Origin of the sequence: Kluyvera ascorbata, assembly GCF_023195735.1 — a bacterium.
GTDB lineage: Bacteria > Pseudomonadota > Gammaproteobacteria > Enterobacterales > Enterobacteriaceae > Kluyvera > Kluyvera ascorbata.
In genome coordinates this window covers 3,895,933-3,908,660 of the sequence record NZ_CP096201.1, presented here as the reverse complement: position 1 = coordinate 3,908,660, position 12,728 = coordinate 3,895,933, and the positions used below count along the sequence as shown (strand labels likewise).

Below are 12,728 nucleotides of genomic sequence, written 5' to 3'. Positions count from 1 at the left end.
CCATGCCGCACTTTATTGCTGAATGCACGACCAACATCCGCGAACAGGCTGATTTACCGGGCCTGTTCAGCAAGGTGAACGAGGCGCTGGCTGCCACCGGGATTTTCCCGATCGGCGGTATCCGCAGCCGCGCCCACTGGCTGGATACCTGGCAGATGGCTGACGGGAAGCACGATTACGCGTTTGTGCACATGACGCTGAAAATTGGCACCGGTCGCAGTCTGGAAAGCCGTCAGGAGGTGGGGGAGATGCTGTTTGGGTTGATTAAAGCCCACTTCGCCGCGCTGATGGACAGCCGCTATCTGGCGCTGTCGTTTGAGATAGACGAACTGCACCCAACGCTCAATTACAAACAGAACAACGTGCACGCGTTATTTAAATAAAACATTGGCACGGTCAGTCCCCTCGCCCCTTTGGGGAGAGGGTTAGGGTGAGGGGGAGATCTCTGCGGCCTGATGCCCTCACCCCGGCCCTCTCCCACAGGGAGAGGGAGAAAACACAGCCACAGGAATCACTATGCTCGATAAACAGACTCGTACCCTGATTGCCCGGCGGCTGAATCAGGCTGAAAAACAGCGTGAGCAGATCCGTGCCGTCTCGCTGGATTATCCGGACATCACCATTGAAGACGCCTATGCCGTCCAGCGCGAATGGGTTGAGATGAAAATTGCCGAAGGGCGTACGCTCAAGGGCCACAAAATCGGCCTGACCTCAAAAGCGATGCAGGCCAGCTCGCAGATTAGCGAACCGGACTACGGCGCGCTGCTCGACGACATGTTCTTCCACGACGGCAGCGATATTCCGACCGACCGCTTTATCGTGCCGCGCATTGAAGTGGAGCTGGCGTTCGTGCTGGCAAAACCGCTGCGCGGACCGAACTGCACGCTGTTCGATGTCTATAACGCCACCGACTACGTGATCCCGGCGCTGGAGCTGATTGATGCCCGCAGCCACAACGTAGACCCGGAAACCCAGCGCCCGCGTAAGGTGTTCGACACCATCTCCGATAACGCGGCTAACGCGGGCGTGATCCTTGGCGGCCGCCCGATTAAGCCCGATGAACTGGACCTGCGCTGGATCTCTGCGCTGCTGTATCGCAATGGCGTGATTGAAGAGACCGGCGTCGCTGCGGGCGTGCTTAACCACCCGGCGAACGGCGTGGCGTGGCTGGCGAACAAGCTGGCACCGTACGATGTTCAGCTGGAAGCGGGGCAGATTATTCTCGGTGGCTCGTTCACCCGTCCGGTTCCGGCGCGTAAGGGTGACACCTTCCACGTCGATTACGGCAACATGGGCGCGATCACCTGCCGGTTCGTATAAAAGGAAATGACGATGATGAAGAACAGTTTTAAAGACGCGCTGAAAGCAGGCCAGCCGCAAATTGGCCTGTGGCTAGGGCTTTCCAGCAGCTACAGCGCTGAACTGCTGGCGGGGGCGGGCTTTGACTGGCTGCTGATTGACGGTGAACACGCGCCGAACAACGTCCAGACGGTGCTGACCCAGCTACAGGCGATTGCGCCATACCCCAGTCAGCCGGTGGTGCGTCCGTCTTGGAACGATGCGGTGCAGATTAAACAGCTGCTCGACGTGGGTGCGCAGACCCTGCTGGTGCCGATGGTGCAGAACGCCGATGAAGCGCGGGCGGCGGTGGCAGCGACGCGCTATCCACCGCTGGGCGTTCGCGGTGTTGGCAGCGCGCTGGCGCGTGCATCCCGCTGGAACCGCGTGCCGGACTATATCCATCAGGCCAACGAGGCGATGTGCGTGCTGGTGCAGATTGAAACCCGCGAAGCGGTGAGTAACCTGGCGCAGATCCTCGATGTCGACGGCGTGGACGGCGTGTTTATCGGCCCGGCGGATCTCAGCGCCGATATGGGCTTTGCCGGTAATCCGCAGCACCCGGAAGTGCAGGCGACCATTGAAAAAGCCATCGTGCAGATTCGTGCGGCGGGGAAAGCGCCGGGCATTCTGATGGCCAACGAACAGCTGGCGAAGCGTTATCTGGAGCTGGGGGCGTTGTTTGTCGCCGTCGGCGTCGATACCACGCTGCTGGCCCGCGGCGCAGAAGCGCTGGCGGCGCGCTTTGGCGCGGAGAAAACCTCGCTGGGTTCGTCCGGCGTGTATTAACCCCTGCCGGATGGCGCTGCGCTTATCTGGCCTACCCGTAGGCCCGGCAAGCAAAGCGCCTCGGGAAAACCCTGCTTCACCCTACGCAAATTCCCATCAGAGGAAAGGATAATGAGCGATACATCACCTGCCATTCCGGAGCAACTCAACCCGGCCGACCAGCATAAGCAGCTGACGGCGGGCCAACAATCGGTTATCAACAAACTGTTTCGTCGTCTGGTTCTGTTTTTGTTTGTGCTGTTTATCTTCTCATTCTTAGACCGTATTAATATCGGCTTTGCCGGGCTGACGATGGGGGCGGATCTCGGCCTCAACGCCACCATGTTCGGCCTTGCTACCACGCTGTTCTACGCCACCTATGTGATTTTCGGCATTCCCAGCAACATCATGCTGAGCATCGTCGGCGCGCGGCGCTGGATTGCCACCATTATGGTGCTGTGGGGCATTGCCTCTACCGCCACTATGTTCGCCGTCGGGCCAAAAAGCCTCTACGTGCTGCGCATGCTGGTGGGCATCACCGAAGCCGGATTCCTGCCTGGCATTCTGCTGTATTTAACCTACTGGTTCCCGGCGTTCTTCCGCGCCCGCGCCAACGCCCTGTTTATGATTGCCATGCCGGTGACCACCGCGCTGGGCTCAATTGTCTCGGGCTATATTCTGTCGATGGACGGTCTGCTGAACATGCACGGCTGGCAGTGGCTATTTCTGCTGGAAGGTTTCCCGGCGGTGCTGCTCGGTGTGATGGTCTGGTACTGGTTTGATGATTCCCCGGCGAAGGCCAAATGGCTGACCGACGAGGATAAAAAGTGCTTACAGGAGATGATGGATAAAGACCATCTGACGCTGGTGCAGCCGGAAGGGGCGGTTAGCCACAGCGCCATGCAAAAGCGCAGCCTGTGGCGCGAAGTATTTACGCCGATCGTCCTGATGTACACGCTGGCCTACTTCTGCCTGACCAACACGCTCAGCGCCATCAGCATCTGGACGCCGCAGATCCTCAAAAGTTTTAACGAGGGCAGCAGTAACATCACCATCGGCCTGCTGGCGGCTATTCCGCAGGTGTGCACCATTCTCGGCATGATTTACTGGAGCCGCCATTCCGATAAATATCAGGAGCGTAAGCACCACACGGCGCTGCCGTTCCTGTTTGCCGCCGCGGGCTGGCTGCTGGCCTCGGCGACCAGCCATAGCCTGATCCAACTTTTGGGGATCGTGATGGCATCGACGGGCTCATTCAGTGCGATGGCGATCTTCTGGACCACGCCGGATCAATCGATCAGCCTGCGCGCTCGCGCGATCGGTATTGCGGTGATCAACGCCACCGGCAACATCGGATCGGCATTAAGTCCGTTTATGATCGGCTGGCTGAAGGATGTGACCGGTAGCTTTAACAGCGGGTTGTGGTTTGTCGCCGCGCTGCTGGTGCTGGGGTCGGTGATTATCTGGGCGATCCCGATGAAATCCTCACGCCCGCGCGCCACGCCGTAAGGAGCCGACGCCATGTGCCAGCGTGCGATTACCAATATCGATATCAGTACCGAGTACGAAGAGAGCCTCGGTAGTAAAGACGTGCACTATCAGTCATTCGCCCGCATGGCGGCGTTTTTTGGTCGCGATATGCAGGCGCATCGACACGATCAGTTTTTCCAGATGCACTTTCTTGATACCGGGCAGATTGAGCTGCAGCTCGACGATCATCGCTATTCGGTGCAGGCACCGCTGTTCGTGCTGACGCCGCCTTCGGTGCCGCACGCGTTTATTACTCAGTCGGACAGCGACGGCCACGTGCTGACGGTGCGGGAAGATTTGGTCTGGCCGCTGCTGGAGGTGCTGTACCCCGGCACCCGCGAGGCGTTCGGCCTGCCTGGGATGTGCCTGTCGCTGGCGGATAAGCCCGATGAACTGGCGGCGCTGGCACACTACTGGCGGCTGATTCAGCGCGAGTCGACGTCTGAGCTGCCGGGGCGCGAGCATACGCTGGTGCTGCTCGCGCAGGCGGTGTTCACACTGCTGCTGCGTAATGCGCCGCTGGACGACCACGCTGCCAGCGGCGTGCGGGGCGAACTGAAGCTGTTCCAGCGCTTTAACCAGATGATTGATAACCACTATCACCGTCACTGGACGGTGCCGGACTACGCCAGCGAACTGCACCTGACGGAATCCCGGCTGACGGATATCTGCCGTCGGTTTGCCAACCGTCCGCCGAAGCGGCTGATTTTCGATAGGCAATTGCGTGAGGCCAAGCGGCTGCTGCTGTTTTCTGATAGTGCGGTGAGCGAGATTGCCTGGCAGCTTGGGTTTAAAGACCCGGCCTATTTTGCCCGTTTTTTTAACCGCTTAGTGGGATGCTCGCCGAGCGCGTTTCGTGCGCAGAAAGTACCGGTGTCGTAGTTGCCCCTCACCCTAACCCTCTCCCCATAGGGGAGAGGGGACCGACCGTGCGGTTTTCACCTACAGCGCCGCCGTTTTGCTTTTCCCCCTCGCCCCTATGGGGAGAGGGCCGGGGTGAGGGGGCAACCGCGCACCAAACCCCACCCAGATCACAGAACCGCCCCTCGCCCGAAAAGTACCCGCCGTTGACCCAAAAGTCTCTTCACCGCTCACCCTTTAAACGCTTCAATTAAGAAACAAGAACAAAACATAAATTTAACAAATCCGATGAATACTGGAGCGTACCCGAATGAAACCTGAAGATTTCCGCGCAGACACCAAACGCCCGTTAACCGGTGAAGAGTACCTGAAAAGCCTGCAGGACGGCCGTGAGATCTATATCTACGGCGAGCGCGTCAAGGATGTCACCACCCATCCTGCGTTCCGCAACGCGGCGGCCTCCGTCGGCCAACTCTACGATGCGCTGCACAAACCAGAAATGCAGGACAAGCTGTGTTGGAACACCGATACCGGCAGCGGCGGCTACACCCACAAATTCTTCCGCGTGGCGAAAAGTGCCGATGACCTGCGTCAGCAGCGTGATGCCATCGCCGAGTGGTCACGTCTATCCTACGGCTGGATGGGGCGTACGCCAGACTACAAAGCAGCTTTCGGCAGCGCGCTGGGGGCGAACCCGGCGTTCTACGGCCAGTTTGAGCAGAACGCTCGCCACTGGTATTCCCGCATTCAGGAAACCGGCCTGTATTTCAACCACGCCATCGTCAACCCGCCGATCGACCGCCACAAGCCGGCAGATGAAGTAAAAGATGTCTACATCAAGCTGGAAAAAGAGACCGATGCCGGGATTATCGTCAGCGGCGCAAAAGTGGTGGCCACTAACTCGGCGTTGACCCACTACAACATGATTGGCTTCGGCTCCGCGCAGGTGATGGGCGAAAACCCGGACTTCGCGCTGATGTTTGTCGCACCAATGGATGCCGAAGGCGTGAAGCTGATTTCCCGCGCTTCCTACGAGCTGGTGGCAGGCGCAACCGGCTCACCGTACGACTATCCGCTCTCCAGCCGCTTTGACGAAAACGACGCGATCCTGGTGATGGATAAAGTGCTGATCCCATGGGAAAACGTGCTGATTTACCGTGATTTCGATCGCTGCCGTCGCTGGACGATGGAAGGCGGTTTCGCCCGTATGTATCCGTTGCAGGCGTGCGTACGTTTGGCGGTGAAGCTCGATTTCATCACCGGCCTGCTGAAAAAATCGCTGGAGTGCACCGGCACTTCTGAGTTCCGCGGCGTGCAGGCGGACCTCGGTGAAGTGGTGGCGTGGCGCAACATGTTCTGGGCGCTGAGCGACTCCATGTGTTCTGAAGCGACCCCGTGGGTTAACGGCGCGTACCTGCCGGATCACGCGGCGCTGCAAACCTACCGCGTGATGGCCCCGATGGCCTACGCCAAGATTAAAAACATTATTGAACGTAACGTCACCAGCGGCCTGATCTACCTGCCGTCGAGCGCTCGCGATCTGAACAATCCGCAGATCGACCAGTATCTGGCGAAGTACGTGCGTGGCTCCAACGGAATGGATCACGTTGAGCGCATCAAGATCCTCAAACTGATGTGGGACGCCATCGGCAGCGAGTTCGGCGGCCGTCACGAGCTGTATGAAATTAACTACTCCGGTAGCCAGGATGAAATTCGACTGCAGTGTCTGCGTCAGGCGCAGACCTCCGGCAATATGGACAAAATGATGGCGATGGTCGATCGCTGCCTGTCTGAATACGACCAGAACGGCTGGACGGTGCCACACCTGCACAATAATGCTGATATTAATCTGCTGGATAAGCTGCTGAAGTAATTCGCAGCAGGAGGTCAAAATGCAATTAGATGAACAACGTCTGCGTTTTCGCGATGCTATGGCCAGCCTGTCGGCCGCCGTTAACGTCGTTACCACTGAAGGGGAAGCGGGCCGCTGCGGGATCACCGCCACCGCCGTCTGCTCGGTTACCGACACGCCGCCATCGGTAATGGTCTGTATCAACGCCAACAGCGCCATGAATCCGGTGTTTCAGGGTAACGGCAAGCTGTGCATCAACGTGCTCAACCACGAGCAGGAGATTATGGCGCGCCACTTCGCCGGGATGACCGGCATGGCGATGGACGAGCGCTTCGGGCTTTCCGGCTGGCAGCGTGGCGCGCTGGAACAACCGGTGCTGAAAGGGGCGCTGGCAAGTCTGGAAGGTGAAATTCGTCAGGTACAGACCATCGGCAGCCATCTGGTCTACCTGGTGGAGATTCAGAACATTGCATTGGGGGAAGCGGAGAGCCACGGACTTATCTATTTCAAACGCCGTTTTCATCCGGTGATGATGGAGGCGGAAGCCCTGGCCTAACCCTCTCCCATGTAGCCCGGATGAGGTGCGTAAGCGCCGACTCCGGGTTTACTCAGTCGCCCACGCAGTTCTGCGTATCAGCATCAAATAAATAGATAAAATATCGGGCGCTCGGATAGGCGTTGGATGGAGAAATAAAGGAATGATTGATATTGGTCGCAGAAAGGGGAACGGCTCGAAGTATTATTCATGCCACTTTATATTAACGCAAAGCCATTTGCTCAGCGCAATAATTCATTAGTGCTATTAATCAATCAAAATACGTACTTCGGCATTATTTTTCCGTATTTTTTTTCAAACGTGATAATGCGAGATTTATCATCTCTTCCGCATGCTGGCGGGCAAATTTTGTCAGCGTTGTTTTGCTAAAATGCTGACCGCATCCGGCGCAGGATAAAGGATATTCGTCGGCAGAATTCGTTATTTTTTCAACATCAGCGATTTCTGTTGTATGTTTGCATTTAGGGCATGAATATTTAATTAAAATCACAAACCGGCCTCCTTTATTCTTGCTCTAAAATAATTCAATAGCACATATTGTTAAAGCACTTGTGATTATTAAATAGCCACTCATTAGGCATTGGTTGATGAATGGGTTGTTTTTTGACCTGTTCATGAGGCGAGTGGCGCGCTAACGGAAAAGGACGGGAAAGCGATGGATAAGCAATTCGTACAGGGGAGTATAAGTGAAGCCGATAAACTCGCGGATATTCTTAACCGCAATTCGGATTGGGTCTGGGAAGTTGACGTGCAGGGGCGTTACGTTTGGGTGTCCAACGTGGTGAAAAACCTGCTGGGTTACTCGCCTGAAGAGGTCCTTGGCCGTTCGCCGTTTGATTTTATGGCGCCCACTGAATCGGAGCGGGCGCAGAAATATTTTGGCGATGTACTGGCGTCTCAGCAACCGTTTAACGGCATGATTAACCGCAACCGTCGGGCAGATGGCAGCGTGGTGATTATCGAAACTAGCGGTATTCCGCTGTTTGATGCCCAGGGGCAGTTAACCGGATATCGCGGTATTGACCGCGATATCTCGCAGCTTGGCGAACGGGTATTGCAGCTTGAATCTATCTACCAGAACACGCCGCTGGCGCTGTGCGTGATTAACCGTTTTGGACAGCTCACCAAAGCGAATAAAGCGATGGGCGAGCTGCTCGGCCAGCCGGAAGATACGCTGATTGGTCAATGCCTACGGGACATTATGCCGGAGTGGAATCTCTTGTTTCAGCAGGATTTCATCTTGCTTGATGCCGGGGAAATGATAGCCAGCAAAGAAGTTTTCCTCTACGGGCGCTATTTCTACATTAAATCGATGCCGGTATATGACGCGGGCGGCAATGTGGCGGGGATCTCCTCCGCGTGGATGGACATCACCGACCGCAAGATGGCGGAACAGCAGCTCGCCAGCGCCAACCAGGTGCTGTTGCAGTACGCCGAGCGGGACCATCTCACCGGGCTTTTCAATCGTCGCTATATGGACGAGCGCCTGAACTATGAAATCACCCGCGCCCAGCGCGAGGGCTCATCGCTCTCGCTTTGCATGGCCGACCTCGATTTTTTCAAACGCTATAACGATACCTACGGCCATCAGGCGGGCGACCGCGTACTGCGTGCGGTGGCAGATGCGCTCAAAAGAGGGGTGCGCCCGGACGATAGCGTCAGCCGCTACGGTGGCGAAGAGTTTTTAATCATGCTGCCGGATACCGATGCTGAGGGCGCGCGGGCGGTGGCAGAACGTCTGCGTGAGCGGGTGATGGATCTCAACATTGCGCATGAAACCAGCCCGATTGGCGGCGTGCTGACAATCAGTCTTGGCGTGATGACCTGGGATGCGCCGCGGTATGTTTGCAGCATCCAGAGTGTGGTTGATATAGGTGCCGAGCTTATCAGCAGCAGCGATGCGGCGCTCTATCGCGCCAAACAGACGGGACGTAACCGCGTCGTGGTGGCGTAAGCTGAACGTTCGGCAATTGATTCACCACAAAGAGGCTCATCATGAGCCTCTTTATAATCGAGCCAACTCCTCTACTGTGATGGTATCGAAACATGGCTTATCAGCTGAACCTCAACTGGCCGGAATTTTTAGAAAAATACTGGCAGAAGCAACCGGTTGTCCTGAAGAACGCTTTCCCGAACTTCGTTGACCCGATTACCCCGGACGAACTGGCCGGTCTGGCGATGGAGATGGAAGTCGACAGCCGCCTGGTCAGCCACGCCGACGGTAAATGGCAGGCCAGCAACGGCCCGTTTGAAGATTTTGACCATCTGGGCGAGGAAAACTGGTCGCTGCTGGCGCAGGCGGTGAACCACTGGCATGAGCCTTCCGCTGAGCTGGTGCGCCCGTTCCGCGTGCTGCCGGACTGGCGTCTGGACGATCTGATGATCTCCTTCTCGGTTCCGGGCGGCGGCGTGGGGCCGCATATCGACCCGTACGACGTATTTATTATCCAGGGCATGGGGCGTCGTCGCTGGCGCGTGGGCGATGCCCTACCGTTAAAACAGCACTGCCCGCACCCGGCGCTGCTGCACGTTGAGCCGTTTACGCCGATTATCGAAGTGGAAATGGAGCCGGGCGATATTCTCTATATTCCGCCGGGATTCCCGCATGACGGCTATACCTTTGAAGCAACGCTGAACTACTCCGTTGGCTTCCGTGGGCCGAACGGTCGCGATCTTATCAGCAGCTTTGCCGATTACGCGCTGGAAAACGATCTGGGTGAGAAGTATTACACCGATCCCGATCTCACCTGTCGCGAACATGCGGGTAAAGTGGAAGATCATGAGCTGGAACGTCTGCGCACCATGATGATCGATATGATCCGCCAGCCGGATGATTTTAAGCAGTGGTTCGGTAGCTTTATCAGCACGCCGCGTCATGAACTGGATCTTGCGCCAGCCGAGCCGCCGTATGAGCCGGAAGAGGTTGCTGCCGCGCTGGAAGACGGTGAAACCCTGCGTCGTCTGAACGGGCTGCGGGTGCTGAGCATTGGCGGCTGCTTCTTTATTAACAGCGAGCGGGTGGAAACCTGTGCGCCGCAGGCGATGGATGCGCTGAGCCGCTTTACTGAAGTGGATAAAACGCTGCTGGGTGAGGCGCTGCAGAATCCGGCGTTTGTGGTGGAACTGACGGCGTTGATTAATCAGGGGTACTGGTTCTTTGACGAGTAAGCGGTGAGGGTGCGCGTTGTGCCCTCACCCCGGCCCTCTCCCTGGAAGGGAGAGGGAGAAAACAACCCGCACCCTCCCTCATTTCTAGTGATTCCCCCGCTTTGCAATTGACGCGCAATCGTTGTATAACCTTCTTCTTATTTGGATGTTTAGATGTCCATACGTTTAGAAGGTAATAATGCAAAACACAACACAACAACAAGGTGGGCAATTAAAGCGCACCATGAAAACCCGTCACCTGATTATGCTGTCGCTGGGTGGCGTTATTGGCACAGGGCTGTTCTTTAATACCGGCTATATCATCTCTACCACCGGTGCGGCAGGAACGCTGCTGGCCTACCTGATTGGCGCACTGGTTGTCTGGCTGGTGATGCAGTGTCTGGGCGAGCTGTCGGTAGCGATGCCGGAAACCGGCGCGTTCCATCTGTACGCCTCACGTTATATTGGCCCGGCTACCGGTTACACCGTGGCGTGGCTCTATTGGCTGACCTGGACGGTAGCGCTCGGTTCGAGCTTTACCGCCGCCGGATTTTGTATGCAGTACTGGTTCCCGCAGGTGCCGGTGTGGATCTGGTGTCTGCTGTTCTGCGTGATGATTTTTGGCCTCAACGTTATTTCGACGCGCTTCTTTGCCGAAGGGGAATTCTGGTTCTCACTGGTGAAGGTGATTACCATCATCGCGTTTATTATTCTTGGCGGTGCGGCTATCTTTGGTTTTATTCCGATGCAGGACGGCTCACCCGCGCCGGGGCTGTCGAACATTACCGCTGAGGGCTGGTTCCCGCACGGCGGCCTGCCGATTCTGATGACCATGGTGGCGGTGAACTTTGCGTTTTCCGGCACCGAACTTATCGGTATTGCCGCTGGTGAAACCGAGAACCCGCACAAGGTGATTCCGGTCGCCATTCGAACCACCATCGCGCGGCTGATTATCTTCTTTATCGGCACCGTATTTGTGCTGGCGGCGCTGATCCCGATGCAGCAGGCGGGCGTGGAAAAAAGCCCGTTCGTGCTGGTGTTTGAGAAGGTGGGGATTCCCTACGCGGCAGATATTTTCAACTTCGTGATTCTGACGGCGATTCTGTCGGCGGCGAACTCCGGGCTGTACGCCTCTGGCCGTATGCTGTGGTCGCTTTCTAACGAGCGTACGCTGCCACGCTGCTTCTCGCAGGTGACGAAAAACGGCGTGCCGCTGGTGGCGCTGTCGGTGAGTATGCTTGGCGGGCTGCTGGCCCTGTTTTCCAGCATCGTCGCGCCGGATACCGTGTTCGTCGCGCTATCGGCGATTTCTGGCTTTGCGGTGGTGGCGGTATGGATTAGCATCTGCGCCTCGCACTTTATGTTCCGCCGTCGTCATTTGCAGCAGGGGAAGGCGCTGAGCGAGCTGCACTACCGCGCGCCGTGGTATCCGCTGGTGCCGGTGCTGGGCTTTGTGCTCTGCCTGGTGGCCTGTCTTGGCCTGGCGTTTGACCCTTCGCAGCGGATTGCGCTGTGGTGCGGAATCCCGTTCGTGGCGCTGTGTTATGGTGCCTACTATTTAACGCGTTCGCGCCAGAGCCAGCAGGAGCCACAGCATGCCGCAGAATAATCCCTTAACGTCCATTCTGACCGATCGCCCGTTTGTACTGCTCGACGGGGCGATGGCCACCGAGCTGGAGGCGCGCGGCTGCGACCTGGCCGACAGCCTGTGGTCGGCGAAAGTGCTGATGGAAAATCCACAGCTGATTTATGACGTGCATCTCGACTACTTCCGCGCCGGGGCGCAGGTGGCGATTACCGCCAGCTATCAGGCGACGCCGGACGGTTTTGCCGCCCGTGGGCTGGATGAAGCGCAGGCCCGGTCGCTGATTGCCAAAAGCGTGGAGCTGGCGAAGCAGGCTCGCGACTCGTATTACGCGGAAAATCCGGCGGCAAAAGGGCTGCTGATTGCCGGCTCCGTGGGGCCGTACGGGGCTTATCTGGCGGACGGTTCGGAGTATCGCGGTGACTACCAGCGCAGTGCGCAGGTGTTCCAGGATTTCCATCGCCCGCGTGTTGAAGCACTGCTGGAGGCGGGCGTTGACCTGCTGGCCTGCGAAACGTTGCCGTCCTTTGATGAAATTCGCGCGCTGGCGCAGCTGCTGGAAACGTATCCGGTAGCGCAGGCGTGGTTCTCGTTTACCCTGCGCGATGCTCAACACCTGAGCGACGGTACGCCGCTGCGCGATGTGCTGACGCTGCTGGCGGACTATCCGCAGATTCTGGCGGTGGGCATTAACTGTATCGCGCTGGAAAATACCGTCGAGGCGCTGTCCTACCTGCACAACCTGACACCGCTGCCTTTGGTGGTTTATCCGAACTCCGGCGAGCACTACGACGCGGTAAGCAAAACCTGGCATCACCACGGCGAAGCCTGCGCCACGCTGGAAGGCTATCTGGCGCAGTGGTTGGCGGCCGGGGCGAAGCTGATTGGCGGTTGCTGCCGAACTACGCCGAAGGATATTGCGGCGCTGAAGGCGCACTGCTGATTCTGTGCTTTCCCGGGGTCGCATGCGACCCCGGGGAAATCCCACCCCCCAACTATCTTTTGCCACTTTTTTTCTAAAAACGAATTGGAATTAACAAGCATTTTTAATTCCTTTATCAAATACCCCGCGCCGGAAATACTGCCTCCAT

At 57.4% G+C, this 12,728-nt stretch carries 12 protein-coding genes; 11 read left to right on the top strand and 1 reads right to left on the bottom strand.

Going from position 1 to position 12,728, the window contains the following annotated elements; translation table 11 throughout:
• Positions 1-2 precede the first annotated feature (2 nt).
• The 7 genes from MY052_RS18785 (at position 3) to MY052_RS18755 (ending at position 6,905) form a co-directional block, all read left to right on the top strand.
• A complete protein-coding gene (locus tag MY052_RS18785) occupies positions 3-383 on the top strand; it encodes a 5-carboxymethyl-2-hydroxymuconate Delta-isomerase (protein WP_035896716.1) in 381 nt (126 codons plus the stop codon).
• Positions 384-516: 133 nt separating this feature from the next.
• A complete protein-coding gene (hpaH, locus tag MY052_RS18780; protein ID WP_248537614.1) occupies positions 517-1,320 on the top strand; it encodes a 2-oxo-hept-4-ene-1,7-dioate hydratase in 804 nt (267 codons plus the stop codon).
• Between the two features lie 15 nt (positions 1,321-1,335).
• The gene (gene hpaI, locus MY052_RS18775; RefSeq protein ID WP_248538965.1) at positions 1,336-2,127 is read left to right on the top strand and encodes a 4-hydroxy-2-oxoheptanedioate aldolase; all 792 of its coding nucleotides are present in this window, start codon (positions 1,336-1,338) and stop codon (positions 2,125-2,127) included.
• A 111-nt stretch (positions 2,128-2,238) separates the two neighbouring features.
• Positions 2,239-3,615 carry a 4-hydroxyphenylacetate permease gene (gene hpaX, locus MY052_RS18770; protein ID WP_248537613.1) on the top strand — a complete coding sequence of 459 codons (1,377 nt, stop codon included), beginning with the start codon at positions 2,239-2,241 and terminating at the stop codon, positions 3,613-3,615.
• A gap of 12 nt (positions 3,616-3,627) precedes the next feature.
• Positions 3,628-4,518, top strand: coding sequence for a 4-hydroxyphenylacetate catabolism regulatory protein HpaA (gene hpaA, locus MY052_RS18765; RefSeq protein WP_115074539.1), 891 nt, complete (start codon positions 3,628-3,630; stop codon positions 4,516-4,518).
• Positions 4,519-4,807: 289 nt separating this feature from the next.
• A complete protein-coding gene (hpaB, locus tag MY052_RS18760) occupies positions 4,808-6,370 on the top strand; it encodes a 4-hydroxyphenylacetate 3-monooxygenase, oxygenase component (RefSeq protein WP_035896538.1) in 1,563 nt (520 codons plus the stop codon).
• 19 nt (positions 6,371-6,389) lie between these two features.
• Positions 6,390-6,905, top strand: coding sequence for a 4-hydroxyphenylacetate 3-monooxygenase reductase subunit (locus MY052_RS18755; RefSeq protein WP_035896532.1), 516 nt, complete (start codon positions 6,390-6,392; stop codon positions 6,903-6,905).
• A 274-nt stretch (positions 6,906-7,179) separates the two neighbouring features.
• On the opposite strand, the gene MY052_RS18750 is transcribed toward MY052_RS18755, so the two are convergent.
• Entirely contained in the window at positions 7,180-7,395 is a 216-nt protein-coding gene (locus MY052_RS18750) for an ECs_2282 family putative zinc-binding protein (RefSeq protein WP_202216369.1), read from the bottom strand.
• 165 nt (positions 7,396-7,560) lie between these two features.
• Here MY052_RS18750 and MY052_RS18745 point away from each other — a divergent pair, with 165 nt between their 5' ends.
• From MY052_RS18745 to mmuM, 4 genes are all read left to right on the top strand, one after another.
• On the top strand, positions 7,561-8,859 hold the full coding sequence (locus MY052_RS18745) for a sensor domain-containing diguanylate cyclase (protein WP_248537612.1): 1,299 nt from the start codon (positions 7,561-7,563) through the stop codon (positions 8,857-8,859).
• Positions 8,860-8,951: 92 nt separating this feature from the next.
• On the top strand, positions 8,952-10,073 hold the full coding sequence (locus tag MY052_RS18740; RefSeq protein ID WP_035896523.1) for a ribosomal protein uL16 3-hydroxylase: 1,122 nt from the start codon (positions 8,952-8,954) through the stop codon (positions 10,071-10,073).
• A gap of 178 nt (positions 10,074-10,251) precedes the next feature.
• Entirely contained in the window at positions 10,252-11,661 is a 1,410-nt protein-coding gene (gene mmuP, locus MY052_RS18735; protein ID WP_035896522.1) for an S-methylmethionine permease, read from the top strand.
• The gene (gene mmuM / locus MY052_RS18730; RefSeq protein WP_248537611.1) at positions 11,648-12,580 is read left to right on the top strand and encodes a homocysteine S-methyltransferase; all 933 of its coding nucleotides are present in this window, start codon (positions 11,648-11,650) and stop codon (positions 12,578-12,580) included. The genes mmuP and mmuM overlap by 14 nt, the downstream gene beginning before the upstream one ends.
• Positions 12,581-12,728 lie beyond the last annotated feature (148 nt).